21 protein-coding genes are annotated in these 26,611 nt (G+C 72.2%); 13 read left to right on the plus strand and 8 right to left on the minus strand.

Annotated features, from left to right (window positions below):
• Both bla and GSF22_RS09350 read left to right on the plus strand, forming a co-directional pair.
• Positions 1 to 812 (plus strand): class A beta-lactamase (gene bla / locus GSF22_RS09345; protein WP_208812921.1); only part of this gene is annotated, 812 nt, incomplete at its 5' end.
• 418 nt (positions 813 to 1,230) lie between these two features.
• Positions 1,231 to 3,660 carry a carbohydrate-binding module family 20 domain-containing protein gene (locus GSF22_RS09350; RefSeq protein WP_208812923.1) on the plus strand — a complete coding sequence of 810 codons (2,430 nt, stop codon included), beginning with the start codon at positions 1,231 to 1,233 and terminating at the stop codon, positions 3,658 to 3,660.
• A gap of 111 nt (positions 3,661 to 3,771) precedes the next feature.
• Here the strand turns inward: GSF22_RS09350 and GSF22_RS09355 are convergent, their stop codons facing one another.
• The gene (locus tag GSF22_RS09355) at positions 3,772 to 5,379 is read right to left on the minus strand and encodes an RICIN domain-containing protein (RefSeq protein WP_208812925.1); all 1,608 of its coding nucleotides are present in this window, start codon (positions 5,377 to 5,379) and stop codon (positions 3,772 to 3,774) included.
• A 334-nt stretch (positions 5,380 to 5,713) separates the two neighbouring features.
• Between GSF22_RS09355 and GSF22_RS09360 the strand changes: the two genes are divergently transcribed.
• Both GSF22_RS09360 and GSF22_RS09365 read left to right on the plus strand, forming a co-directional pair.
• Entirely contained in the window at positions 5,714 to 7,150 is a 1,437-nt protein-coding gene (locus GSF22_RS09360; protein WP_244366828.1) for a cobyrinate a,c-diamide synthase, read from the plus strand.
• 31 nt (positions 7,151 to 7,181) lie between these two features.
• Complete coding sequence (locus tag GSF22_RS09365) at positions 7,182 to 8,978, plus strand: nitrilase-related carbon-nitrogen hydrolase (protein ID WP_208812930.1); 1,797 nt, start codon at positions 7,182 to 7,184, stop codon at positions 8,976 to 8,978.
• Positions 8,979 to 9,042: 64 nt separating this feature from the next.
• Here GSF22_RS09365 and GSF22_RS09370 read toward each other — a convergent pair whose 3' ends face one another.
• A complete protein-coding gene (locus GSF22_RS09370; RefSeq protein WP_208812932.1) occupies positions 9,043 to 10,581 on the minus strand; it encodes a serine/threonine-protein kinase in 1,539 nt (512 codons plus the stop codon).
• Between the two features lie 239 nt (positions 10,582 to 10,820).
• Here GSF22_RS09370 and GSF22_RS09375 point away from each other — a divergent pair, with 239 nt between their 5' ends.
• The 6 genes from GSF22_RS09375 to GSF22_RS09400 all read left to right on the plus strand — a co-directional run bounded on the left by GSF22_RS09375 (position 10,821) and on the right by GSF22_RS09400 (position 15,764).
• The gene (locus tag GSF22_RS09375; protein ID WP_208812934.1) at positions 10,821 to 11,885 is read left to right on the plus strand and encodes a golvesin C-terminal-like domain-containing protein; all 1,065 of its coding nucleotides are present in this window, start codon (positions 10,821 to 10,823) and stop codon (positions 11,883 to 11,885) included.
• A gap of 73 nt (positions 11,886 to 11,958) precedes the next feature.
• Positions 11,959 to 12,528, plus strand: coding sequence for a nucleosidase (locus tag GSF22_RS09380; RefSeq protein WP_208812936.1), 570 nt, complete (start codon positions 11,959 to 11,961; stop codon positions 12,526 to 12,528).
• Positions 12,529 to 12,639: 111 nt separating this feature from the next.
• On the plus strand, positions 12,640 to 13,065 hold the full coding sequence (locus GSF22_RS09385; RefSeq protein ID WP_208812938.1) for a TOBE domain-containing protein: 426 nt from the start codon (positions 12,640 to 12,642) through the stop codon (positions 13,063 to 13,065).
• Complete coding sequence (gene modA / locus GSF22_RS09390) at positions 13,062 to 13,847, plus strand: molybdate ABC transporter substrate-binding protein (protein WP_208812939.1); 786 nt, start codon at positions 13,062 to 13,064, stop codon at positions 13,845 to 13,847. Before GSF22_RS09385 ends, modA begins: the two co-directional genes overlap by 4 nt.
• 7 nt (positions 13,848 to 13,854) lie before the next feature.
• On the plus strand, positions 13,855 to 14,682 hold the full coding sequence (locus GSF22_RS09395; protein WP_208812941.1) for an ABC transporter permease: 828 nt from the start codon (positions 13,855 to 13,857) through the stop codon (positions 14,680 to 14,682).
• Complete coding sequence (locus tag GSF22_RS09400; protein ID WP_208812943.1) at positions 14,679 to 15,764, plus strand: ABC transporter ATP-binding protein; 1,086 nt, start codon at positions 14,679 to 14,681, stop codon at positions 15,762 to 15,764. The genes GSF22_RS09395 and GSF22_RS09400 overlap by 4 nt, the downstream gene beginning before the upstream one ends.
• 9 nt (positions 15,765 to 15,773) lie before the next feature.
• Here GSF22_RS09400 and GSF22_RS09405 read toward each other — a convergent pair whose 3' ends face one another.
• Entirely contained in the window at positions 15,774 to 17,144 is a 1,371-nt protein-coding gene (locus tag GSF22_RS09405) for an MFS transporter (RefSeq protein WP_307803858.1), read from the minus strand.
• 268 nt (positions 17,145 to 17,412) lie between these two features.
• Between GSF22_RS09405 and GSF22_RS09410 the strand changes: the two genes are divergently transcribed.
• The gene (locus GSF22_RS09410; RefSeq protein ID WP_208812945.1) at positions 17,413 to 18,633 is read left to right on the plus strand and encodes an MFS transporter; all 1,221 of its coding nucleotides are present in this window, start codon (positions 17,413 to 17,415) and stop codon (positions 18,631 to 18,633) included.
• Between the two features lie 30 nt (positions 18,634 to 18,663).
• Here the strand turns inward: GSF22_RS09410 and GSF22_RS09415 are convergent, their stop codons facing one another.
• From GSF22_RS09415 to GSF22_RS09425, 3 genes are all read right to left on the minus strand, one after another.
• Positions 18,664 to 19,941 (minus strand): MFS transporter, encoded by a 1,278-nt coding sequence (locus GSF22_RS09415; protein WP_307803860.1) that lies wholly within the window; start codon positions 19,939 to 19,941, stop codon positions 18,664 to 18,666.
• A 98-nt stretch (positions 19,942 to 20,039) separates the two neighbouring features.
• Positions 20,040 to 20,603 (minus strand): phosphopantetheine-binding protein, encoded by a 564-nt coding sequence (locus GSF22_RS09420; protein ID WP_208812949.1) that lies wholly within the window; start codon positions 20,601 to 20,603, stop codon positions 20,040 to 20,042.
• A gap of 152 nt (positions 20,604 to 20,755) precedes the next feature.
• Positions 20,756 to 21,253, minus strand: a complete 498-nt coding sequence (locus tag GSF22_RS09425) for a MarR family winged helix-turn-helix transcriptional regulator (protein WP_208812951.1) — start codon at positions 21,251 to 21,253, stop codon at positions 20,756 to 20,758.
• Positions 21,254 to 21,374: 121 nt separating this feature from the next.
• Between GSF22_RS09425 and GSF22_RS09430 the strand changes: the two genes are divergently transcribed.
• Positions 21,375 to 22,457 carry an alkene reductase gene (locus GSF22_RS09430; RefSeq protein WP_208812953.1) on the plus strand — a complete coding sequence of 361 codons (1,083 nt, stop codon included), beginning with the start codon at positions 21,375 to 21,377 and terminating at the stop codon, positions 22,455 to 22,457.
• 121 nt (positions 22,458 to 22,578) lie between these two features.
• On the opposite strand, the gene GSF22_RS09435 is transcribed toward GSF22_RS09430, so the two are convergent.
• Together GSF22_RS09435 and GSF22_RS34620 are read right to left on the minus strand one after the other, a co-directional pair.
• Entirely contained in the window at positions 22,579 to 22,797 is a 219-nt protein-coding gene (locus tag GSF22_RS09435; RefSeq protein WP_244366824.1) for an SHOCT domain-containing protein, read from the minus strand.
• A 108-nt stretch (positions 22,798 to 22,905) separates the two neighbouring features.
• Positions 22,906 to 24,669, minus strand: a complete 1,764-nt coding sequence (locus tag GSF22_RS34620) for an aldehyde dehydrogenase family protein (protein WP_280116813.1) — start codon at positions 24,667 to 24,669, stop codon at positions 22,906 to 22,908.
• Between GSF22_RS34620 and GSF22_RS09445 the strand changes: the two genes are divergently transcribed.
• On the plus strand, positions 24,654 to 26,611 hold a 1,958-nt coding region (locus GSF22_RS09445), incomplete at its 3' end, for a putative bifunctional diguanylate cyclase/phosphodiesterase (RefSeq protein WP_208812955.1). The two genes, GSF22_RS34620 and GSF22_RS09445, sit on opposite strands and share 16 nt — an antisense overlap.

The raw sequence follows: 26,611 nt of genomic DNA on the forward strand, positions 1-26,611 counted from the left end.
CCCCCGGCGCGGCGACCCCCACCCCATCCGACGTGGCACCGGCGCTGCGCCGGTTGGAGAGCGAGTTCGACGCGCGGCTGGGCGTGTACGCGGTCGACACCGGCTCCGGACGTACGGTGCAGTACCGGGCGGACGAACGGTTCGCGTACGCGTCGACGTTCAAGGCGCTGGCCGCCGCCGCTGTTCTCGACCTGACCTCGCCCGCCGAGTTGGGCACGGTCGTCCGCTACACCCGGGACGACCTCGTCACCTACTCGCCGGTCACGGAGAAGCACGTGGGGGAGGGGTTGACCCTGCGCCAGGTGGCCGACGCGGCGGTCCGGTACAGCGACAACACCGCCGGTAACCTGCTGCTGCGCCGGCTCGGTGGCCCACAGCGCTTCGAGGAGGCACTCCGGGCCATCGGGGACGGCACCACCGAGGTCGACCGGTACGAGACCGAACTGAACGAGGCACGGCCGGGTGACCCGAGGGACACGAGTACCCCCCGCGCGCTCGCGGCCGACCTGCGGGCGTACGCCGTCGGTGACGCTCTCGACCCCGACGACCGGGAGATCCTCACCGGGTGGCTGCGGGGCAACACCACCGGCGCCGACCTCGTCCGGGCCGGTGTGCCGGGCGGCTGGGTCGTCGGTGACAAGACCGGCTCCGGCGGGTACGGCACCCGCAACGACATCGCCGTGATCTGGCCGCCCGGTCGGGCGCCCATCGTGCTCGCCGTGCTGTCCAGTCGAGACTCCCGGGACGCCAGTTACGACAACGCGCTCATCGCCCGGGCCACCCGGGTCGTCGTTGACCAGTTTCCGGGCTGAGGGACGCACCGACGTAACTGACGACGCGGGGCAGTGGTGAGGTGACCCGCTGCAAGAGCCGTGGAAGTTTCGGGAAGTGTTTGCGACGAAGGTACGGTCGGTGGCTGCTGCCCGTCAAGGTGTCCGGTGCGGCCGTATGTCTCGCGGGCCCGACCTCCCGTCGGGCGTCGGAGGCACGCCGGTCCCGGAGTGTGGACGGTGGGCCGGTGGTGACCGGTGCGGGGCGGGGTGTCCGGTGGGATATTTTGGCCTTCATTGACGGTGATTGCACCCCTGGGATGACCGGCCGGTTACCGCCGGGTTTCACAAACCCTGCCGCAAGGTCTTGCAAAAAGTTTCAGTCGTCGCGCATCGTCTTGCTACGAGGACGGCCGTCCACAGTCGCGTGCTCCCCCGTCGAACCGGAAGGTCCACCACCATGGAACCATCGAGACCCCCGCTCCGGACCCGCGCCCGTCACCTGCTGCTCGCCGCCACGGTGGCCGCCGCCACGGCCGTACCCGCAGTCGTGCTGACCGCCACGGCGCCCCCCGCGAGCGCCGCCGTCACGCTCAACGACAGCGTGGTGACGGCGAACCTGTGGGAGTGGAACTGGAACTCCGTCTCCGCCGCCTGCACCAACCACCTCGGCCCCGCCGGGTACGGCGCCGTGCAGGTCGCCCCGCCGCAGGAGTCGGTCAGCCTGCCGAACAGCCCCGACGGCGTGCACCCGTGGTACGAGGTCTACCAGCCGGTCTCCTACAAACTGGAGAGCCGGTTCGGTAACCGGCAGCAGTTCGCCGCCATGGTCACCGCCTGCCACGACGCCGGGGTGCGGGTCTACGTCGACGCGGTCGTCAACCACATGGCCGGGACGAACAACCCGGCGGGGAGCGTCGGCTACGCCGGCACCCAGTTCTCCGGCTACAGCTACCCGGCCGTGCCATACGGCAGCGGCGACTTCCACCGCCCGGGCGACAACTGCCCGACCAGTGGTGGCATCACCGACTGGAACAACGAGGCGCAGGTGACGAGCTGCGAGCTGCTGTCCCTGTCCGACCTGTACACCGAGAAGGACAGCGTCCGCACCACGATCGCCGCCTACCTCAACGACCTGATCGGCCTGGGTGTCGACGGGTTCCGGGTGGACGCGGTCAAGCACATCCGCAAGGACGACTTCGCGGCCATCCTCGGCAAACTCCACAACACCGTCGCCGAGAACAAGCGACCGTACGTCGCCCAGGAGATCTTCGACGGCGCCAGCAACGACGCGCTCAAGGCGCGTGCCTTCATCGGTAACGGCGACGTGCTCGACTTCGCGTACGCCAAGGGCATCAAGGCCGCCTTCCAGGGCTCGATCTCCTCCCTGGCGAACGTCCCGAACTGGAACCTGGACGCCCCCGGTGCCAACGTCTTCGCCATGGTCACCAACCACGACCTGGAGCGCGACGGGGTGGTGCTGTCCTACCAGAACGGCACCGACTACGTCCTGGCGAACTACTTCGCGCTGGCCTACCCGCACGGCAAGCCGTCGGTCTACGACAGCTTCAGCTGGTCCAACCGCAACCAGTCCCCGCCCGCCAACGGCAGCGGGTACGTCACCGACACCGTCTGCGGTAGCGCCTGGAACTGCCTGAGCCAGACCACCGGCATCAAGGGCATGGTCGGCTGGGCCAACGCGGCGCGGTCGGTCGGCACCATCTCGGACTTCACCGCCGTCAACAGCAACGTCATCGGCTTCCACCGGGGCGACCGCGCCTGGATCGGCATCAACGACTCCGGCACCGCCACCAGCGCGCAGTTCGTCACCGGCCTCGCCGACGGCGACTACTGCGACGTCATCTCCGGCGGGGTCGGCGGCTCCGGCTGCACCGGCACCCGGGTCACCGTCTCCGGTGGACGGGCCACCGTGACCATCCCGGCCAACAACGCGGTCGCCATCCACGTCAACGCCCGGCCCACCCCGGGGGTCACCGTCTCCACCACGTTCACCGCCACCGCCTCCCTCGACGCCGGTCAGACCCTGCACCTGGTCGGCAACACCGCCGCGCTGGGCGGCGGCAACACCGCCAACTCCATCGCCCTGACCGGCAGCGGCAGCACCTGGACCACCACCGTCGCGCTGCCGGCCAGCACCGCGATCTCCTACCGGTACGTCGTCAAGAACGGCACCACGGTGGTGGGGCAGGAGGCCGCCGACCGGACCTTCACCACCCCGGCCAGCGGCACCGCGAGCCGGACCGACACCTACCTGCCCGGACCGGTCGGCGACACGGTCGCCACCACCTTCACCGTCAGCGCTACGACAAGCGGCGACCAGGCGCTCTACGTCGTCGGCAGCATCCCGGCCCTCGGCTCCTGGGCGCCGGCCAACGCGGTCCCCCTGGTCGCCCAGGGCGGTGGCGTCCACCGGGGTACGGTCGCCCTGCCCCGGTCCACCACGGTGGAGTACAAGTTCATCAAGAAGACCGCGTCCGGCACCGTCACCTGGGAGTCCGGGAGCAACCGGGTCCTCACCACCCCGGCCGGCGGTGCCTACGCGGTGACCGAGACCTTCCGGGGCGACACCGTCCCGCAGCAGGTCACCGGCTCCTTCAACGCCACCGTCTCCACGTACTACGGCCAGAACGTGTACCTGGTCGGCAACATCGCGGCCCTGGGCGGCTGGAACCCGGCCAACGGGGTCGCGCTCTCCTCGACGGACTACCCGGTCTGGCGGGCCACGGTGACCCTGCCCGCGAACACCGCCGTCGAGTACAAGTACGTCAAGAAGAACCCGGACGGCTCCTTCACCTGGGAGTCCGGCGGCAACCGCACCTTCATTAGCCCGTCGACCGGTACCCACACCGCCAACGACACCTGGCGGTAACGGCCCGGCCGGACCGTCGGCAGGTGGCCGGCCCCGCACCGTGGGGCCGGCCACCCGGTGTCCCACCCTCGGCCCGACCGGTACCGGCCGGGCCGGGTCAGCGGGTGCCGGTCAGCAACGGACAATCGTCGAGTTGTTCAGGGTGATGTTGCTGATGGTCAGGTTGTCCGCGCAGGGGTTCTCCACGATCCGGTTGTCGACCAGGGTGAAGTTGCGCAGGGTGATGTCCCGGTTGCCGGGGAACTCGGTGCGCTCGGCCAGCCGCACCTCGCCGCCACCGCTGATCGTGCCGCCGTTGGCCGCGATGTCCACGCCGTAGCAGTTCTCGATCAGGATCGCGTTGTTGCCGGTGCTGGCGATGTCGATCCGGTCGATGGTCGCACCACCGGACTCGGAGACGCAGAAGACGCCCCGGCCGCCACCCCGGGCGCGTACCGTCCCGATCCGGATGTTGGTGGGGTAGCCGGACCCGATCCGGCCGTTGCGGTTGGCCATCCGGAACGCGGCGTACCCGGTGCCGGTGCCGGCGTTCTCCGCGTCGACGGTGGTGACCGTGGCGTTGACGGTCTGGTTGAGCAGCAGCCCGGACTCGCCGACGTTGCGGGCGGTCACCGTGCCGATGGTCAGGCCGTCCACGCCGTACGTCTCGACCGCGTGCGAGCCGGCACCCGAGACGTAGACGTCGTCGATGCGGACGTTGCGGGTCCACTGGCTGGTGTCGCCCCGGTTGTCGATCCGGACGCCCAGGCCACCGGAGAGCCGCATGTCGATCTGACCGAGCACCACGTCGGTGACGTTGCGCAGGAAGATCCCGTACAGCGGGGCGCCGGTGACGGTGAGGTGCTGGACCTCGATCTGCGTGGTGCCCCGGGAGTAGATCGGTGCCTGGTCACCGGTGCCCGACCCGGTGACGTTGATCGTGCCGCACACGTCGATCGTCGTGTAGCTCGGCAGGGAGATCCGCGAGCCGGCGCTGATCGAGCCGGAGCCGCGCACGACCACCCGCTGCTTGCTGGTCCGGCCGGCGCTGAGGCTGTTCACCGCGGCCTGGACGGCAGCGCGCATGTCGGTGCCGGTGTAGACGGTGCTGCCACCGTTGCGGGCGGTCCAGGTGCTGCCGCCGAGTACCGCCTCGGCGTGGAACGCGCCACTGCCGCAGCCGCTCGTGGCCAGGGCCACCAGCTGCCACTGCTGGTTGGCGCCGCCGAGATCCTGGTACTGGGAGATCATCGCGCCGTCGGCGGTGGACCAGCCCCACAGGTCCAGAACCTTGTCGGAGTGCCGGTTGACGAACCGGACGTACCCGCTGTCGGAGTCGGCCAGCCGGAAGTGCTGGCGGGTGTTGCCGCTGACGGCGGTGTTCTGCACCAGTTGGACGCCGTCGTTGGCGTTGGGTAGCTCCAGGACCTTGCCGCTGTGCACGGAGCGGACCTGGTAGTAGCCGCTGCCGACGTCGACGAACCGCCACTGCTGCACGGCGAGGTCGTTGCGGGCGTACTGGTTGACCGGTGCGTTGTCGGCGGTGGACCAGCCCCACAGGTCCATCGCCTTGCCGCTGTGGCGGTTGACGAACACGTACGTCGCCCCGGTGTCGACGGTGGCCGCCGACGCGGTCGGTGCCGCGACCAGTGTGCCGGCGGCGCCGAGGGCCAGCACGGCGGTGGCCGCCAGGCCGGTACGCCACCGGCGTGGTCGTCTGCTCGTGGTCGGGGGTGTCATACGCAGCTCCTCGTGGTGGTGGTCCGGATGCGGGGGGCGCCCGGCAACGGTCGGGCAAGCGCTTTCCCTGCCTGTCGAATGTAGGTAGAGAAGGGGAAACTGGTCAATGAGTCGGGGTGACTGACGGTCGCCCCTGCGGGGTCGGCCGGGCTCGTGGCATCAGCCGGAAAACTGTCTGACCAATTCCGGACCGGCCGTCACCGGTGATCGCGCACTGCCGGAAAATCCGGCGGTGCGCGACAATTCTGGCCGGCCCGTCCGTGCACTTCCGCCGGCCGTGCCGGCGCCGTTTCCCGAATGGTGCACGGCGCTGTGGCATCATGCAGACGTGACGATGGATTCCGGGTCACCCGGCTCCCGGAATGCCCGACCGGCGATCCTGGTGGCCGCCTCGCACAGTGGCGCCGGAAAGACCACCACCGTCGCGATCCTGTTGCGGGCGCTGCGCGACCGGGGGCTCACCGTGCAGGCGTTCAAGATCGGCCCGGATTTCATCGACACCGCCTACCACACCGAGGCGACCGGCCGGCCGGCGATAAATCTCGACCTGTGGATGATGGGCCCCGACGCGGTCCGGCGGTCGTTCCACCATTTCTCGGCCGACGCCGACATCAGCGTCATCGAGTCGATGGGTGCGCTTTTCGACGGTGCCGACGGCACCGAGGAGGGTAGTGCGGCCCACCTGGCCAAGCTCCTGGGGGTACCGGTCGTGGTCGTCCTCGACGTGTGGGGGATGACCCGGACGACGGGTGCCGTCCTGACCGGCATGCGTGACTTCGACCCGGAGCTGACCATCGCCGGTTGCATCCTCAACCGCACCGGAAGTGACCGGCACGCCCGGATGGTCCTCGACGCGCTCCGTCCCGACCTGCGGGACCTCGTCGTCGGCGCCGTCTCCCACCAGGCCGGACTCGCCGTGCCGGAGCGGCACCTCGGCCTGGTGACCGTCGAGGAGAACCCTGCCCCACGCGTCGACCGCGACGACGCGTACCGCAGCGCGGGCAGGGGTCTGGACGTCGACCGGCTCCTGGCGGTGGCCGGCCACCGGACGACCGGGTCGGCCGACCCCACTACCGGGCCGACCCGGGACGCCGCGACCAGCGGGACCGTCGGGCGGTCGGCACCGGCCCGTGCCCGGCTGGCCGTCGCCCGGGACGCCGCCTTCTGCTTCTACTACGAGGAGAACCTGCGCCTGCTCCGCGCCGCCGGATTCGAGCTGGTGCCGTTCCGGCCGACCAGTGATCCCGCCCTGCCCGACGGGACCGACGCGGTCTACCTCGGTGGGGGGTACCCGGAGAGCTTCGCCGCCGACCTGGCCGCGAACACGGCGCTCGCGGGGGAACTGCGGCGCCGGGCCGTCGCCGGTACGCCCATCTACGCCGAGTGCGGCGGCCTGATGTACCTCGCGGCGTCGCTCACCGGGTTCGACGGGACGCGCCACCCGATGACCGGGGTCCTGCCCCTCGACGTGGTGATGGACCCCGCGCACCTGGCGATCCGTTACGTCGAGGTGCACACCCGGCAGGACTCGCCGTTGGGCCCGGCCGGTACGACACTGCGCGGCCAGGAGTTCCACCAGTCCCGGATCACCGGTGACCCGGCGCTGCCGCCCCTGTTCGACGTCACCAGCAGCGACGGCACCACCTCCGTCGCCGGGTACGCGGTCGGCAACGTCGTCGCCAGCTACATCCACGTCCATCTCGCGTCCCACCCGCACGTCGCGCGACGCCTCCTCGGCGCTGCTCTCGCCGCACGTGGTGAGCAGACATAGTCCACTGTCGACCCCCACCAGAGAGGACAGCATGGGCATCCTCGGACCTCACCCCCGCCTGGTGCCGGCCGGACTGGCCCTGGCACTCGTCGTCGGGCTCACCGCCGGACCGTCCCACGCCGGCACCGCGCCGGCCGACAACACGGCGGCGGCCCGGACGACCACGTCGGCCGTACCGTCTTCCCCCGACCCGGGCACCACCATCCGAACGGCGCCGGCACCGGCGACCAGCACCGTCAAGATCGCTACGGTCCACTTCGCCCCGACCGAGGGCGACGTCGCCGGCAACCGGGCCAAGCTCGTCGACCTGGCGACCGAGGCGGCCCGGAACGGCGCGAAGATCATCGTGCTGCCCGAGATGGCGACCAGCGGGTACTCGTTCTTCAGCCGCGCCGAGATCGCCACCGTGGCGGAGACCGTCCCCGGCCCGAGCACCCGGGCCCTCGGCGAGATCGCCGACGAGTACGACGCCTACATCGCCTTCGGCATGCCGCAGTACCTGCCGAAGCAGAACCTGTACGTCAACGTGGCGGTGCTGCTCGACCCGCAGGGGAAGGTGGCCGGCGTCTACCGCAAACGCAACCACCTTCTGGAGTCCTCGTACAACGCGGTCACCTACGCGCCGGTGCCCACCTTCGACACCCCGTACGGGCGGCTCGCCCTGGTGATCTGCTCCGACATGTTCTACTCGCAGTTCCCCCGGGCGGCGGCGGTGGCGGGCGCGACGTTGCTGCTGGCACCGGCCAACGTGGGCATCGAGACCGACTTCGTCCGGCTGCGGACCTTCGAGAACGACTTCGCCATGGTGGTGGCCAACCGCTACGGGACCGGCACCGCCGGGACGAAACCGACGGCCTTCACCCAGGACACCTTCACCATCCCGTCGCCCTACGCGTACGACTTCAACTACGGTTCCCGCAGCATCATCGCCACCCACCAGGGCGCGATTCTGGCCGACCTGTCCGCGCACGCCGACGCCGTCGGGTACGGTCTGGTGCCGGTGCGGCAGACCCGCACGTTCCCGGTGGAGCGCCGGCCCGGAATGTACTCGCTGCTGGCCCAGGACACCCTGGAGACCTACACCCAGACCCAGTTCAAGCAGCCGGCGGCGACCACGTTCGCCACCGCCGCGGTGGATCCCGGCCCGTCCGCGACGCCGTGGGCCGCCGCGCAGGCCGCCGCCGAAGCAGCCCGCACGGCTGCCCTCGCCGCCGGTCAGACCCTGCGTCTCGTGGTCTTCCCGGCGAACTACTTCACCGTGGACGCCGCCGGTCTGGCCAGCCTGCGGGGGTACGCGCAGAGCCACGACCTGGACCTGCTGGTCCACTATCCGGCCACCGCCACCGAAGCTCCCCGGAGCCTGCTGGTCACCTCGACCGGCACCGACTACCCGTACGTGCGGACGCACCGGGCCCGCAGCGAGTCCATCCCGGCGGCCCAGCTCTCCGACGACTACTGGGTGGTCGACCGGGACTACGGCCGGGTCGCGCTCATGCAGGACGTCGACATGCTCGCGCCGGAGACCTCCCACGTGCTCGCCCGGATGGGGGTCGACGTGGTGGCGGTGAACGCGGACCTGACCTCCGACCTGCTCAGCACGCTGTGGCAGAGCCGTACCGGCGACTACCTGCACATCGCGGTGGCCAACCGCAGCGGCCCGGAGGGCGTGTACCTGGGCGGCTACCGGGCCACCCCCGGCTACACCGAGGGCGAGGGCCGGGTCATCCGGGACATGGACACCGCACACGTCCGCAAGAAGCCCACCGCCCGGTTCTTCGACCACCAGCTGATCCTGAAGCCCTGCACTCTCGGCGCCGCCAACTGCTGACCCGGCGGCCGGCCGGGCCACCGCCGCGCAGGCGGCCGGCCCGGCCGGCCCGGACCCCGGCCGGTCAGAAGATCAGGAAGACCGACGCCGAGAGCTCGCCGGACTCCGGCCGGGCCATGCAGTACACGATCCAGGTCTCGGTGCCCGGCAGCTTCACCGGCCACGGTTCGCGGATCCAGCCGACGGTGGCCGCCGAATTGGCACTGCGGGTCGCCATCACCGACGCCGAGCAGGCCGTGCCGATGTCCGCGCGGGCCAGCAGCTCGTCCTGGGGTACGTCGACCGCGTCGGCGGGCAGCCAGGTCGCCGAGAACGTCTGCCAGGAGTGCTCCCCGGCGCAGGTGGTACGGCGGGGCGGCTGCGCGGTCCCGCTGATCGACGTCAACCCACCCCAGCACAGCGGCTCGGCCGGGCAGAGCGCCGCGCCGCAGGTCGCCAGCCCGGCCTTGCGCAGCTGCGCGGCCGGTACCGGGCTGCCCGCCGGTGTCGGGTCGGCGCCGGCCGGCTGCCCGCCGCCCCGGCGGTCCCCGGTGCCGGTCAGTTGCCACACCGCGACACCGGCGACCAGCGTGGTCGCCACCAGCGCCCCGGCCACGAGCCCGCGCCGCCGCAGCGTCGTCGGTCGGCCGGACCCCGGGGCGGACGGCGCCGGCCCTGCGGGTGCCACCGCAGGGACGGGCCACGGTGACCCGACGGATGCCGCCGCTGACACGGGGCTGGCCGGGGCGGCCATCGCCGGCCCGGCCGGGGCGGGTACCGGTGGCGGCGGGTGTCCGGCCGCCATCCAGGCCCCGTGCCCGGCGGCCCGGGCCGCGTCGGCCAGGGCGGCGGCCGACGGCCACCGGTGCGCCGGATCGGCGGCCAGCGCCCGCCCGATCACGTCGAGCACCGGGCGCGGGACGTCACCGCCGAGCGGGCGGGGTGCGCCCTGGACCCGTTGCAGGGCGACGGCGTACGGGTTGTCCCCCTGGAAGGGACGCTGCCCGGCCAGACACTCGTAGGCGGTCAGCCCGAGCGAGTAGACGTCACTGAGCGCGGTGGCGGGCTGCCCGAGCACCTGCTCCGGCGACAGGTAGGTGGGGGTGCCCAGGATGGCCCCGGAGACGGTGAGATGGGTGCCGTCCCCGGTACGCGAGATGCCGAAGTCGGTGATCAGCAGCGAGCCGTTGCGGCGGATCAGCAGGTTGGCCGGTTTGATGTCGCGGTGCACGATCCCGCAGTCGTGGACCGCCTGGAGGCCGTCGGCCGCCTGGGCGACGAACCGCATCGTGTCGGCGGGGGTCAGTCGCCCGTGCCGGGCCAGCACCTGCGACAGCGACTCACCGTCGATGAACTCCATCACCAGGAAGGTGATCCCGTCGCTGTGGCCGTAGTCGTGGATGGACGCCACCGCCGGGTGGTTCACACTGGCCATCGACTTCGCCTCGACCAGGAACCGGCGGGCGAAGGTCGGATCGTCGGCCACCGCCGGGAGCATGGCCTTGACCGCGACCACCCGGCCGAGCACCTCGTCGACCGCCCGCCACACCTCACCCATCCCGCCGGCACCGATCCGGGTGTCGAGGCGGTACCGGTCGCCGAGTTTCCGCCCCGGGTGCAGCATTCCCACTCACCGTCCGTGTCCCGGACCGCCCTGACGCAGCCGATCGAGGCGACATCATGCCACAGCGGACCGACCGGCCCGGCCGCACCGCCGCCGGCCGTCCCGGTCCGCCTCGTCACCGGGAACGGGAGAAAACCTTCATTTAACGGACCTGATTCCGAAGACATCTTTCACGGAAGATCGATGTTCATTATAGTCCTGCTCACTGTCGATCTCTGGTTGTGGATGACGAGGTACTCATGTTCGACAACACCCCGCTGCGGCGTCGTACGCTGCTGGCCGCCCTCGCGGGCACCGCCGTCACACCGCTGCTCGCCGGCCGTGCGCAGGCCGCGCTGCCCAAGGTCTACCTCGACCCGGGGCACGGCGGCACCGACCCGGGCGCGGTCGGCAACGGGCTCCAGGAGAAGGACCTGACCCTGGCCATCGCCCTCCAGGTCCGCAGCATCCTGCTGGCCAACTGGAGCGTCGACGTGCGGATGTCCCGCACGAGCGACATCACCCGCAGCCTCACCTACCGCACCGACGACGCCAACGCGTGGGGCGCGAACATCTTCGTCAGCGTGCACATCAACTCCGGCGGCGGCACCGGCTTCGAGAGCTACCGGTACCCGACAGCCGACTCGGCCACCGTCAACCTGCACAACGCGCTGCACGGCCGGGTGCTCGCCGGCATGCGGTCGATCGGCTCGGTCACCGACCGGGGGCTGAAGACCGCGAACTTCCACGTCCTGCGGGAGACCAGCATGCCGGCGGTCCTCACCGAGAACCTCTTCATCGACACCGTCGCCGACGCGAACCTGCTCAAGCGCGCCGACTTCGTCACCGCCACCGCCCGGGGGCACGCGCAGGGCATCGCCGCCCACCTTGGCCTGACCACCACGAACCCGCCCGCCTACAGCACCATCGTCGACAACGCCACCACCGGCCGGTTCACCGCGAGCAGCAACTGGGGTACCTCCACCTACTCCGCGCAGCGCTACGGGGCCGACTACCGGTTCGCCAACCCCACGCTGGCCAGCGACGCCGCCTGGTTCAAGGTCAGCATTCCGCAGACCGGTGACTACCGGGTCGAGGTGCGGCACCCGGCCGACCCGGGCTACAACAGCGCGACCCCGCACGTCGTCGTCACCACCGCCGGCAACCGGACGGTGAACGTGGACCAGCGCGCCAGCGGTGGTGTCTGGCGTTCCCTCGGTACGTTCAACCTCGCTGCCGGCGACCGGGACCTGGTCGCGGTGAGCCGCTGGACGGGCACCACCGGTTACGTGGTGGCCGACGCGGTCCGCGTCACCCGGGTCTAGCTCGCCTCCGTCGAGCCACCGGCCCGGACGGGCGGCGGTGCGGACCGGGGAGCCCGCTGGATACCATCGCGCGATGGATCTTCAGGGAGTGGTAACCCCGGACCGGCCGCTGCTCGTCCTGGCCCTCGCGGAGGAAGCGGCCCACCTCGACCGCAGTGTCCCGGTGCTGCTCACCGGAATGGGAAAGACCAACGCCGCCACCGCGCTCGCGGTGACCCTGGCCCGGGGGCCTCGACCGTCGGCAGTGATCAACCTCGGTACCGCCGGCGCCCTGCAGCCGGGCTGGACCGGCATCCACGAGGTGGGCAGCGTCCTCCAGCACGACCTGGACACGGACTTCCTGCGCAGCCTGACCGGCCTGACCGTGGGAGCGCCGGTGACCCTGACCGGGGTCGGGCCGGTACTGGCCACCGGGGACACCTTCGTGGCCGACGAGGCGGCCCGCGCCCGGCTCGCCGCCCGGGCCCACCTCGTCGACATGGAGGGCTACGCGCTGGTGTCGGCCGCCCGGCAGTGCGGGGTACCGATCAGGTTGATCAAGCACGTCAGCGACGACGCGGGGGAGGGGGCGGCACGTACCTGGCAGGAGTCGGTGGACGCCTGCGCCCGGGCCCTCGCCGACTGGGTCGGCACCCACCTCTGACCAGCCGGTAGGTGCTGCGGCAGATGCGGCACCCTCTGCCGGTCGTACCCTGGCACCTGCGTGCCGAGAGCCGGCTTCCACCACGCAGGTGCGATCAACTAGGCTGGCCGGGTGACGGCATTCCGGATCAGTGAGGCCGCAGAGCTGCTCGGGGTGAGTACGGACACCGTGCGTCGCTGGGTCGACGCCGGCCGGCTCACCGCCCAGCGGGACGAGCACGGTCACCGGACGATCGACGGCGTCGACCTGGCCGGCTTCGTACGCGCCCAGGCCGCCGACCCGGACCGCAGGTCGGAGGAGTCCTCGGCGCGCAACCGGCTGCGGGGCATCGTCACGGCCGTGGCCAGGGACACGGTGATGGCCCAGGTCGACATCCAGGCCGGGCCGTTCCGGGTGGTGTCGCTGATGAGCCGGGAGGCGGCCGACGAGTTGGACCTCCAGGTCGGCTCGGTCGCGGTCGCGGTGATCAAGTCGACCACGGTGGTGGTCGAACGGGCCACCCCCGGCCCCGCCCATCGGGGCAGGGCCGTCCCGTGAGGGCCCGACCGTTGCTGGCGACCCTGGCCGCGCTGGCCCTGCTGGTCCCGGCCGGATGCCGTGCCGCCGCGCCGGGCACCGGCCCGCGACCGGCCGGCAGTGGCGTGACGGGCACCGTCACCGTGCTGGCCGCGGCGTCGCTGACCGAGTCGTTCACCCGCCTCGGCCGGGACTTCGAGACCGCCCACCCCGGGGTCCGGGTCACGTTCAACTTCGCGGGCAGCTCCGCGCTGGCCACCCAGATCAACCAGGGTGCCCCCGCCGACGTGTTCGCCGCCGCCAACCCGGCCACCATGCGTACCGTCACCGACGCCGGCAACGCCACCGGACCGGCCGCGACGTTCGCGCGCAACCAGCTCGTCATCGCCGTACCCGAGGGCAACCCGGCGCGCGTCACCGCCCTGGCGGACCTGACCCGGCCCGGGGTGAAGGTCGCCCTCTGCGCCGAGCAGGTGCCGTGCGGTGCGGCGGCACAGGCAGCCCTCGGCGCGGCCGGTGTCGCACTGACCCCGGTCACCTGGGAACGGGACGTCCGGGCCGCCCTGTCGAAGGTGAAGCTCGGTGAGGTCGACGCGGCGCTGGTCTACCGCACCGACGCCGCAGCCGCCACCGCAGACGTGGACGCCGTCGAGTTTCCCGAGTCGGCCCGCGCGGTCAACGACTACCCGATCACCGTTCTGCGGGACGCGGGGAACCCGACCGGTGCGCAGGCGTTCGTCGCCCACGTCCTGTCCGACGCCGGCCGGCGCGTCCTGTCCGACGCCGGTTTCCAGGCCCCGTAGGACGACCGTGCACCCGGGACAGCAGGTGGCGGTCGGGTCACCGGGTCGGCGCCAACGGCAGCGGGTACCCCTGCCGCTGCTGCTGCCCGCCGTGGCGGGACTGCTGTTCCTCGTCCTGCCCCTCGCCGGGCTGGTCATCCGCGCACCGTGGAGCAGCCTGCCGCAGCGGCTGGCCGAACCGGGCGTGCTGACCGCGCTACGGCTGTCGGTACAGACCGCCACCGTGGCCACCCTGCTCTGCCTGGCCCTCGGCGTACCCCTGGCCTGGTTGCTGGCCCGGGTCGACTTCCCCGGCCGACGGCTCGTCCGTGCCCTGGTCACCGTCCCGCTCGTGCTCCCCCCGGTCGTCGGTGGGGTGGCGCTGCTGCTGGTGTTCGGGCGCGGTGGGCTCCTCGGCGGCTGGCTCGACGCCACGTTCGGTGTCACCCTGCCGTTCACCACCCCCGGTGTGGTGGCCGCCGAGGCGTTCGTGGCGATGCCGTTCCTGGTCATCGCCGTCGAGGGTGCGCTGCGTGGCGCCGACGTCCGCTACGAGGAGGCCGCCGCGACCCTCGGCGCCGGCCGGTGGACCACCTTCACCCACGTCACCCTGCCGCTGATCGCCCCCGGTGTCGTCGCCGGCACGGTGCTGTGCTGGGCGCGGGCACTGGGCGAGTTCGGGGCGACCATCACCTTCGCCGGGAACTATCCCGGCCGGACCCAGACCATGCCCCTGGCGGTCTACCTGGCCCTGGAAACCGACCTCGACACGGCGATCGTGCTCAGCCTCGTCCTGCTCGCCGTCTCCGTGACGATCCTCGTCGCGCTCCGCGACCGGTGGCTCACCAGACCATGACCCCACCGACGGAACGGTCCACCCCGCTGCTCGATGCGCACCTGGTCGTCGACCGGGGCGCCTTCCGGCTCGACCTGCCGCTGCGCGTCCACGCCGGGGAGGTCGTCGCGCTGCTCGGCCCCAACGGCGCCGGCAAGACCACCGCCCTGCGCGCCCTCGCCGGTCTGCAACCGCTCGCCGCCGGCCACCTCACCCTGGCCGGTCGTGTTTTCGACCGCCCCGACCGGCGGCTGCACGTTCCGCCCGAGCGCCGTCCGGTCGGCGTGGTGTTCCAGGACTACCTGCTCTTCCCGCACCTGTCCGCGTTGGACAACGTCGCCTTCGGCCCGCGCCGGCACGGCCTGTCCCGGCGCGCCGCCCGGGAGCGGGCCGCCCGACGACTCGCCCAGGTCGGTCTCGCCGGGCAGCTCGACCGCAGACCCCGGCACCTTTCCGGCGGGCAGGCCCAGCGGGTCGCCCTCGCCCGGGCCCTCGCCGTCGAACCGGTCCTGCTGCTGCTCGACGAACCCCTCGCCGCGCTCGACGCCCGGACCCGGCTGGACACCCGCGCCGAACTCCACCGCCAGCTCGCCGACCATCCCGGTGCCACCCTGCTGGTCACCCACGACCCCCTCGACGCCCTCGTCCTGGCCGACCGGCTCGTCGTCGTCGAGGACGGGCGCGTCGTGCAGACCGGCGACGCCACCACCATCACCACCCGGCCCCGCACCGACTACGTGGCCCGCCTCGTCGGTCTCAACCTGCACCGTGGCCACGCCGACGGGCACGCCGTGCGGATCGCTGCCGGCGTCGCGCTCACCGTCGGCGACGATCTCCACGGCGAGGTGTTCGTCGCCTTCCCGCCGTCGGCCGTCGCCCTGCACCCGGGCCGGCCCGATGCCGTCGCCAACACCTGGCCGGCGACGGTCGGCGGCATCCAGCGCCACGGCGACAACCTCCGCATCGACCTCACCGGCCCGCTGCGGGTGGCTGCCGACCTCAGCCCGGCCGCCGCCGCCCGTCTGCACCCGGTTCCCGGGCAGACCGTGTGGGCCGAGGTGCGGCCCTCGGACATCCGGGCCTACCCGACCGGCAACTCCTGAACCGGCAGGTCACCGAGGATGCGGCACCGGGGCGGTGTCCGGGCTGACCGGTACGGCCGTTGCCGTCCGGCCGCCCGGCGGTGGCCGGTCGGACGGCACGGGTCGGGCGGCCGGTGGCGCGTCGAGCCGGCCGGGGCGGGCCAGCGCGATCACCGCCCCGGTGCAGGCTGCTCCGGTGCCGGCCAGTACCAGCCAGGGCAACGCGGGAAACCCCAGCTCCTGACCCAGCCCCCAGACCACGCCGGTGACCAGGTTCCCGACCGTGACGCCGATCCCGGCGAAGGTGTTGTGCATGCCGTAGTAGGTGGCGACGAGCCGGTTGCGGGTCAGGCCGAGGATGATGTCCATCTCGAACGGGTACGCCACGACGCTGCCCAGGGTGAGCAGGACCGTCGCGGTCAGGGTGGGCACCATCGCCAGTGCGGTGACACCGGGCGAGCCGCCCCGGGCGGTGAGACCCGCCGTCACGGCCAGCGGCAGGAACGCCACCGCCATCAGGGCCAGTCCGAGGGTGACCGCCCGGGCCGGGTTCCCCCACCGCCAGACCCATCCGGTGATCCAGACCTGACCCAGGATCGCGACGACGGCGGAGAGCCCGAACAGCGCCCCGCTGCCGAGATCGCCCCTGGCCGCCAGCACCTGTGTCGCCTGCAACGGCAGGGCGAGGTAGATCTGTGACGACAGCACGTGCGACCCGACCATCGTCAGGGAGAACAGCAGGAAGGAGCGGTTACGGGTCACCTCCCGCCAGTCGGCCCGTACCCCGGTCAGACCGGGCTGCCGGCCCGTGGCGGGGGACGACGGTCCGGGTGGCAGCAGCCGGAGCTGGGCGACGCTCAGGGCCAGGAAGATCGACGCCGCAGTCAGGCAGACGGCGCGGAAGTCCACGCTCAGCAGGACCAGACCGAGGAGTGGACCGGCCAGCACGCCGGTCTGGTAGAAGACGTTGAACAACGCGAACGCGGCGACCCGCCGGTCGCCGGCCTCGGCCGCGATGTAGGCCCGGACCGCCGGTCCGAACAACGCCCCGGCCAGTCCGACGGCCACCGAGGCCACCAACAGCATGGGCAGGTCGGCGACGATGCCGAGCAGCGCGAAACCCGCCCCGCGTAGGGCGCAGCCCGTAGCGATCATCCGGCGGTAGCCGAACCGGTCGGCCAGCATCCCGCCCACCAGGAACAGGCCCTGTTCGCTGAGTGTGCGGACGCCGATCACCAGGCCCACCGTCCAGGCGGCCAGGTCCAGCCCGGAGGAGAGATGGTTGGCCAGGTAGGGCAGCAGCATGTAGACGCCCAGGTTGATGCCGAGCTGGTTGACCATCAGCAACCGCAGGCGGGGATCGAGCCGGGCGATCTGCTGCCAGGTGCCGTTCACCGCCACCGTCGGACACCACCCGGCGCGGATCCCGGTGTGCTTCCCTGGGCGGACGCTCCTCCGTCGACGCCGTCCGTCATGGCCCCACCGGTCTTCCCGTGCGCATGAGCGCCGGACGCTCCGGACCGGAGCGGTCCAACGTGCACCAGACTAGCTATTTAGCGGCAAAAGCGACAGATTGAGGCATTTTCACTAGCGTGGGCGGCTGGCCGGCCCATCCCGTAGGGTGCGTAAGCCCTGATCAGCAGCAGGGCGGAAGTCTCGAAGGGACGTCATGACCGTCGACACCCCCACCTCGTCGTCGCAGTCGGCGACGACGCCGTCCCGGCGACCCGAGGTGATCGCCACGGTCACCCTCGCCGCCGTCGCGTTCATCGTCGTCACCGGCGAGACCGCACCGGTCGGTCTGCTCGGTGACGTCGCACGCGGCGTAGGGGCCAGCGAGAGCCAGGTCGGGCTCACGGTCAGCTGGTACGCGTTGGTCGCGGCGGCCACGGCGGTACCGCTGACCCGATGGTCCGCCGGGCTCGACCGTCGGCTGGTGCTGGTGTTCAGTGCGGTCGTCTTCGGCGTCGGGCACGTGCTCGCGGCGGTGGCACCGAACCTGGCCGTGCTCGCCGGCGGGCGGTGCCTGGCGGCCCTCGGCCACGGCGTCTACTTCGCCGTGGCCGCACCCACCGCCATCCGGCTGGCCAGCGAGGCCACCCGTAACCGGGCCGGCAGCCGGGTCAGCGTCGGCGCGGCCACCGCCATGGTCGTCGGCGCCCCCCTGGCCACCCTGCTCGGGCAGCTCGCGGGCTGGCGGACCACGCTGGCCGTCGTGGCGGTGGTCTCCCTGGCCCTCGCCGTCGCGGTCGCCCGGTGGCTTCCGCCGCTGCCCGCCCTGCACCGGGAACAGGGCCGGGCGGCCTCCGGGGTGCGGGCCACGCTCGGTACCCCGGGACTGGTCGCGATCCTCCTCGTGACCGCCGTCGCGGTGACCGGTCACTTCGCGCTCTACATCTACGTGGCGCCGTACACGGCACAGCGCCTCGACGTCTCCGGCACCGCCTTCACCGTCGTCCTGCTCGGGTACGGGTCGGCAGCCGTCCTGGGCAGTGTCCTCGGCGGTCGGCTGGCCGACCGCAGCCCGGTGACCGGTACCCGCGCCGCCGCCGGCGTCTTCGTGACCGCCCTGCTCGGCCTGTACCTCGCCGGCCGACTCGGACTGCCGGCGTTCGGGGTCCCCCTGCTGCTGATCTGGGGTGGGTCCTTCTCCCTGCTGGTCGTCTCGACCACGCTGGCCGTGCTCCGCCGGGCGGCCGGACCGCGTGCGGAGACCGCCAACGCCCTGTACGGCATCGTCTTCCAGGTGGGCATCGTCGCCGGCTCCGCCCTCGGCGCCGGCTGGCACTCCGCCGGGCGTACCGCCGCACTGCCGCTGGTCGCCGCCACGGTGGGAGCTGTCGGGCTGATCCTGCTCGCCCGACCCCGTAGGCGCCGCGCCGCCGGATGACGGCGGTGCGGCCGACGGCGCCGCCGACCGTCAGGTCCGGTCCGGGGCGCCGGTGACCGGTTCGAGGGCGGCCCCGTCGACCCCGGCGTCCGGCGCCGGTGGCTCGGACACCTGGCGTACCCCGGGCATGACGACGGACGCCACCGCGAGCAGGCCGAACCCGCCCGCCAGGATGAGCACGACGGGGGCGGACCCGAACGCGTCGAGCAGGAATCCTCCCGCGAGCGAGCCCAGCGGGATCGCACCGAAGGCCAGCAGCCGGGACACGCTGGTCACCCGGGAGAGGACGGCATCCGGCGTGACGGTCAGCTGGTAACTGCTCACCGCCACGTTCCACACCGCCCCGACGAAGCCCATCACGGTGTAGATCGCACCGAGTGCCACGATGTCCCGGGCCAGGATCATCGATGCCATCAGCGCCGCCCACACCCAGTTGGCCCCGATCACGATGAGCTTGAGCGAGATGAGGCGCATCAGCCGGGGGGCGACGAAGGAACCGACGATCCCGCCCACCCCGGAAACGGCGAGCATGACGCCGACCGCCCCGGGGGAGCCGCCGAGATCCAGGGCGCGTACGACGAGCAGCAGGGTCAGTGCCTGGAAGAACAGGTTGCTGCCGGCGACGAGAACGGCGCTGTCACGGAGGAACGGGTGGCTCCAGAACCATTTCAGGCCCTGCCGGATCTCCGTGCCGAGGGCGTGGTGCCCCGTGCCGGTGCCGGTCTGGAACCGGCGTCGGATGAACAGCAGCGTCACCAGCGAGAGCAGGTACGAGACGGTGTCGACGAGGAACGGCACCCAACGGGCCAGGCCGAAGAGGAAACCGCCCGCGGACTGGCCGAGGAACGAGGCAGCCCGTTCCCGTACCTCGTTGCTCGACAGCGCGGCCGGGAGCTGTCCGGTGCTGACGACGTTGCGTACCGCGCCCCGTTCGGCCAGGCTGTGGAAGACGTAGAGCGTGCCCTCGACGAACGAGACGACCGCGAGATGCGCGACGGTCATCCGGTCGGTGAGCAGCGCCACCACGACCGTGCCCACCGCGACGCAACGGCCGATGTCGCTCCAGATCATGACCAGTCTGCGGTCCCACCGGTCGGCGAGCGCACCGGCGGGCAGCTGCCAGACCAGGTAGGGCAGCGTCGCTGCGAAGCCCACGGCCCCGGCGGCGGCCGGCGAGCCGGTCAGGGCCAGGACCAGGAGCGGGTACGCCACGCTCGAAACCCGGGTGCCCGCTGTCGACACGGCCGCGCCGACCCAGAGCAGTACGAAGTCACGGTTGAACCAGAGCGAGCGGGTGCGTCCTCCCACGCCCGGACTGTCCATCAACAGGGCCTCCCGCTCCGTCAGTTGGTCTCACCGGCCCTGGACACTCGGTTCGGGATGGCCGCAGTCGGGAACAGCCTAGTTTATGCCGGATAGAAGGCAGTGATTCCCATCCGGTACGGGCCCCGGTCTCCAGCCGGTCGGGTGCGCGCCCACCCGACCGGCTGGACAGGGCTCGCCGCCCCGCGACCGGCCGGTGCGTGGCGGTGGTCAGAACCGCCCGGCGCCGGTCCGGCGGGCTGGGCCTGCCTGGGTTCCGCCGGGTAGTGCTCCGCGACGTGCTCGACGCTCGCCGGGTGGTGCTGTTCGCTCCGCAGGCCCGGCCACTCGAATGCCGCCACCGGTAGCCGCGCGTCGAGGTGACCGGCGAGGTGGGTGTACCAGTGCGCGCTGCCGCCGCCCGGGTGCACGCAGAACAGGGGTGCGTCGGTGCCCTCGCGGCGGAACCAGACCAGCGCCCGGTCGGAGTCGCCCGGTCCCACGTCGGCGAGCCGGTCGGCCAGCGCCACCATTGTGCGGTGCCGCATGAGGTCGCCGAACGTGACGGAGAGCCCACGTTCCTGGCGGGCCCGCACGATGATCCGCATGGCCAGCAGGGAGTGGCCACCGAGTCCGAAGAAGTCGTCGTGCACACCGACCCGGTCCACTCCGGGTGCCGGGCGAGAACCGCCTCCACCTCGCCGGGCTCGATCCGGAAGCCCCGGATCTTGACCTGGTGGTCGACGCGGCCGAGGATGTCGACTCTGCCGTCGGGGCGGCGCCGGGCCCGGTCTCCGGTCCGGACCACCCGGCATTGGTGCTAGCGGTCGGTGCCGGCCGTTTGCTCCGGTGGGGAGGACAGCAGGTTCTCCTCCAGCTGGTGCAGGATGGCCAGCGCGGCCTGCTGGTCCCCGGTCGTCATCCCGTCGACGATGCGGCGTTCGAGATCCGCCCAGACCCGTTCGACCTGACGGCGCAGGCCGATGCAGGCCGGGGTGGGCTCGACCAGGGTCGCCCGACCGTCGGTGGGATCCGGTACCCGACGGACGTAGCCGGCACGTTCGAGGCGCTGCACGGTCCGGGTCATGCTGGCCGAGTCGGTGTCGAACTCGGCGGCCAGGTCGCTCTGCCGTTGCGGGCCGCATTCCCACAGCCGCATCAGCAGCAGCTCCTGGCCGGGGCGCAGCCCGACCTCGCGGAGCAGTTGCCCGGTGAGCATCCGGTGGGCGCGGGCCAGCCGGAGGACCGCGTGGCTGACCGGGCCGCATGCCGCGACTGCCGGGCGCCGACACGCTGCCGGAACGTCCCCTCCGTCCATGCCGCAAGGTTACCTGTCCACGTCAGGTGTGGCCCCGATCACTAGGTGGCCGGGAAATATCACCGCCCCGGCGGGCATTTACCTGTTCGGAACAGCTAACCGGTCACAGGGGAGTACAGACATGTCCAGAGCGTTCGAGCCGGTCACCATCGGTCGGTACACCGCCCGCAACCGGGTGGTGATGGCCCCGATGACGCGCAGCCGCGCGCACGGGCCGGGAGCCAGCCCGACCGAGCTGATGGCGACCTACTACGGCCAGCGCGCCGGTGCCGGACTGATCATCACCGAGGGCACCCAGCCCTCCGCCGTCGGTCAGGGCTACCCGAACACCCCCGGTCTGCACACCGCCGAGCAGGTCGAGGCGTGGCGGCCGGTGACCGCCGCCGTGCACGAGCAGGGCGGGCTGATCTTCGCGCAGCTCATGCACACCGGCCGGATCGGGCACCCCGAGATCTACCGCGAGGAGCTGACGCCGGTCGGTGTCTCGCCGGTACGGGCGGACGGGTCGGTGTACACCGCGAACGGTCCACGCGAGTTCGTCACCCCCGAACCGCTGGACGAGGCCGGCATCCGGCAGACCATCGCGGACTTCGCCTCGGCGGCCCGCAACGCCATCGACGCCGGGTTCGACGGGGTGGAGCTGCACGGTGCGAACGGCTACCTGCTGCACCAGTTCCTGGCCACCAACACCAACCAGCGCGACGACGCCTGGGGCGGTACCGTCGAGGGGCGGATCCGGTTCGTGGTCGAGGTGACCGAAGCGGTCGTGGCGGCCATCGGCGCGGACCGGGTCGGCCTGCGGATCTCGCCGAGCAACCCGTACAACGACATCGTCGAGGACGACCACCGCGAGACCTACCGGGCGCTGCTCGGCCGGCTCGACCCGCTCGGCCTGGCCTACCTGCACGTCGGCGAGGGGCCCGACACCGAGTTCACCGACGAGCTGCGGGAACGCTGGAGCGGCACGCTGATCCTCAACCCGTTCACCCCCGGCGGGTACACCGGAGCCGAGGCGCTCAAGCTCGTCGACACCGGTGCCGCGGACCTGGTGTCGTACGGGGCGCTCTTCCTGGCCAACCCCGATCTGCCGTACCGCCTGCAGGTCGGTGGTCCCTTCAACACGCCCGACTACACCCGGGCCTACGGCGGCGACCACGAGGGCTACACCGACTACCCGACCCTCGCCGAGGCCGGCGAGGCCTGACGGGCTGTCCGCCCGCACGCCTGATCCCACGACGGTGGCCGGAGGACGGGCCACCGTCGTGGCGTCCGGGGGCGGCGGGCGGCCGATCACCACTGCCGCGCCGACCCCGCCATGCTCACCGTCAGGACAGCGCGGCCCGACGGCGTTGGTACTCGTCAGCGTCGATCTCACCCCGGGCGTAGCGCTCGGCCAGGATGCGGCGGGCGGTGTCCTGCGTGTCGGCCGCCCCGCGACGGTAGTGGGTGGCGGCGAACAGGGCCGCGCCGATCACGAGCAGGAGCAGCACGAGCCAGCCGAGCATCATGACCGTCATCGGCCAGACCCAACCGTCGCCGTGCATGGCGTCCCCTCCTCGTCCCGTTCCTGCCCCTGCCCGTTGTCGCGGCGGCAGGTCGCCGGGCCGGGGTACCCGGTCCCGGGCCGATCGAACCTGTGTGGCACGGGCCGGTCACCGGGCGGGTCGGTGGTCGGCTGCCCAGGCCCGGTACCGCGCGATCCACCGGCGGTTGAGCTCGTCGGCCTGCCGGCGGTGGTACGGGGTGACGACCCGTCCGGGCAGCAGAGCCAGCCCGAGGAACGCGAGCACGCCGGCGACCACGGCCCCGCTGTCGTCGTCGAGTTCCTCGTACCGCACCACGTGCGGCTGGGCGCCGACGGCGGCGAACCAGGACTCCCAGGCCGCGTTGTGTTCGCCGATCACCTCGACGAAACGGTGGACCGCCTCGGCGTCGAAGACCGGCGTCCGTCCGGTGCCGCCGCCACCGCTGATCTCGCCGTTGCCGCCCAGGTACCAGGTGCCGGTCTGCTCGGCGCGCAGCCACGACACCGCCTGCGCCACCACGTCGTCCCGGCGCACGAAGACGAACCGGGTACGACCGAAGGTCCGGTGCAGCAGGGCGAGGTCGTCCCCGGCCAGGTCGGGATGGACCACACCCAGCTTGTCGACCACCTCGTCGAGGGTGCCCCACATGAGCTTGGCCCCGAACACCCCGTTGTCGGTGCGGCCGGCGGCCAGCGCCGCCCGAACGTAGTCCGCGTAGTCGAAGCCGCCCCGGTCGGTGCGGGCGATGCCCCAGCGCTCGGCCCACGCCGGTTCGTCGGGTGCGCGGAAGTACGCCTGCGGACGCCCGGCGACGCCCGTGGACTCCAGCAATCCCAGCAGGAGGGAACTGCCGGTGCGGGGCGTGCCGCAGACGAAGTACGCCTCGACGCTGTCCCCGGTGCCCGTCGATGTCTCCATCGGTCCAGCCAGCCACAGCGCCCTGCCCACCCGCAATCCCTTTTGCCAGCCACCCCGGCCGAAAATCCCCGGGACCCCGGCCGGCTGTCGGCGGTGCTCAGGGCGCGATACCGACGCACCGGACGGTAAGTACTCCTCGATGCCCTCCGGGCCGCCCTCCCGGCCGTACCCGGACTGCTTCACCCCGCCGAAGGGCGCCGCCGGGTTCGACACGATGCCCTGGTTGACGCCGACCATGCCGACGTCCAGCCGTTCGCTGACCCGGACGGCGCGGGACAGGTCGCGGGTGAAGACGTAGGCGGCCAGGCCGTACGCGGTGTCGTTGGCGCGGTGCAGGGCCTCGTCCTCGGTGGTGAAGGTGGTGACCGGCGCGACCGGGCCGAAGATCTCCTCGGCCGTCAGCTCCGCGTCGGCCGGTACGTCGGTGAGGACCGTCGGTCGGTAGAAGTAGCCCAGGTCGCCGACCGGTGATCCGCCGGTCAGCACGGTGGCTCCCCGGTCGGTGGCCTGCGCCACCAGGCTGGTCACCCTGTGCCGGGCCGCCTGTGCCAGTGGTTTGCCCATCTCCAGCGTCATCAGCAGCGCGAACTGTTCGGTGCGGGCGGTGAGCAGGTCGTACGCGGTGCGCAGGATCTCGGCGCGTAGCCGGGGAGCGGTCGCGGCCCACGTTGCCTGTGCCCCCGCTGCGGCGTCGAGTGCCGCGACGCCGTCGGCGGCGGTGCCGTCCGCGACCCGGCGCGGGGTCCGGCCGGTGGCGGGGTCCTCGACGGCGAAGGACCGCCCACCGGTGGGCGTCCGCCACCGGTCGGCGACGCGGCGGAGCCAACCGACCGACGCCGCGCGGTGAGCGGTTCCGGGGTGGCCGTGGGTAGACTCCGCGTCGCAACCGGATGACCGTGTGTCGGCGCCGGTGCGCCGATGCCTGATCGGTGAAGGGATGGGGTGGCCACCAGGTGATGACCCTGCCGGCAGTCGCGGCCGACGCCGCCCCCACCGCGCTGGCCGTGTTCGCCGCCGACGGCCGGTGTGTCTGGTCCAACGGCGCCGCGCACCGGCTCGGTCTCCCCCCGGGCGACCTGCCCCTGGCCCGGGTGGAGCCCGACGGCACCGCCGTCGACCTGCCCTGGCCGGGCACCGACGGCACCACCCGGTGGTTGCAGGTACGCTGCCACGGCTTCGTCCACGACGGTCAGCCGCTACGCCTGTACGAACTTCGTGACGTCAGCGCCGAACGGCAGGAACGCGACCGGGGCCGCAACTACCGGTGGCGCCTGGCCCACATCGAGCAGTTGGCCAAGGTGGGCACCTGGGAGTGGGATGTCGCCTCCGGCGCGGTCATCTGGTCCGACGTGCTGTTGCAGATGTTCGGCTTCCCGCCCGGCACCGAACTGGACTATCCGTCGTACCGGCAACTGCTGCACCCCGACGACGTCGCCATGATCGAACAGACCCTCGACACGGCGCTGCGCGTCGGCGGGCCGTTCTCGTACACCCACCGGATGTACCTCGCCGACCGTACGACGATGCGTGTCTTCGAGTGCTACGGCGAGGTCTTCACCGACGACACCACCGGTGCTCCGCTGCGGGTCCTCGGCACCGCCCACGACATTACCGAGATGCGGCGGGTCCAGGAGGAACTGACCCAGCTCGCCGAGCGTGACCCGCTCACCGACCTGCCGAACCGGCGGGCCCTGCTCGCCCGGCTCAACGACCTGCTCGCCTGTGCCGGCGCGCCGTCCGGCGCGCTCCTGCTCATCGACATCGACAACTTCAAGGACATCAACGACGTACACGGGCACGCCGTGGGCGACGACGTGCTGCGCCTGCTGGCCCGGCTGCTGGTCCGCCACCTGCCGGCCGACACCGTGCTGGGCCGGCTGGGCGGCGACGAGTTCGCCGTCGTCCTGCCCGGTGCGACCGCCAACGACGCCCTCGCCGTCGCGGAGAGCCTGTGCAACGTCGCGGTGAACACCCCCGTGCCGCTGGCCGGTGCCGGGCTGCGGGTCACCCTGAGCATCGGCGCCGCCTCGCTGGAGCCGGGCGACACCCGGGACAGCGTGCTCGCCCATGCCGACCTCGCGCTCTACGAGGCGAAGAACGCCGGCCGCAACCGGGCCCGGCTGTACCTGCCCGAGCAGTACCGGCACGCGGTGCAGCGGGTCAACGTGGTGACCCGGGTGCGGGACGCCCTCGACGAGCAGCGGATGCAGCTCGACGCCCAGCCGATCATCGACCTGTCCACCGGCGAGGTGACCAGCTACGAACTGCTCATCCGGCTGCGCGACGGCCGGCAGCCGCCCCTGTCGCCGGCCGACTTCCTGCCCACCGTGGAACGCGACGACCTGATCGGCGAACTCGACCGGTGGGTGGTGGCCACCGCCACCGCCGCGCTGGCCGCACCGTCGGCCTCGGCGGCCGGAATGCGGTTCGACGTCAACATCTCCGCCCGTTCCATGGAGTCACCGGGCTTCGGCGACTGGGTGGTGGAACGCCTGCGCGCCGCCGGGGTGGAGGCGTCCCGGCTGGGCCTGGAGGTCACCGAGACCGCGGCGATCACCAACGTGGCGGCGGTCCGCAACCTGGCCGGTACGCTGCGCGACGCCGGCTGCCGGCTGAGCCTCGACGACTTCGGCGCCGGATTCGGCTCGTTCGCCTACCTCAAGCACCTGCCGTTCAGCACCGTCAAGATCGCCGGTGACTTCGTCCGGCAGGCCGACCGGGGCGGGGCCGATCCGGTCCTGATCGACGCGGTCGTGCGGGCCGCGCACGGGCTCGGGATGCACACCGTGGCCGAGTCGGTCGAACGCGCCGCACTGGTCCCCGCGCTGCGCCGGCTCGGCGTCGACTCGGGTCAGGGCTACCACCTCGGTCGTCCGATCCCCCTCGACATCCTGCTCGGCCACGGTGTGCATCC

The organism is Micromonospora echinofusca (assembly GCF_017614955.1).
Taxonomy (GTDB): Bacteria; Actinomycetota; Actinomycetes; order Mycobacteriales; family Micromonosporaceae; genus Micromonospora; species Micromonospora echinofusca_A.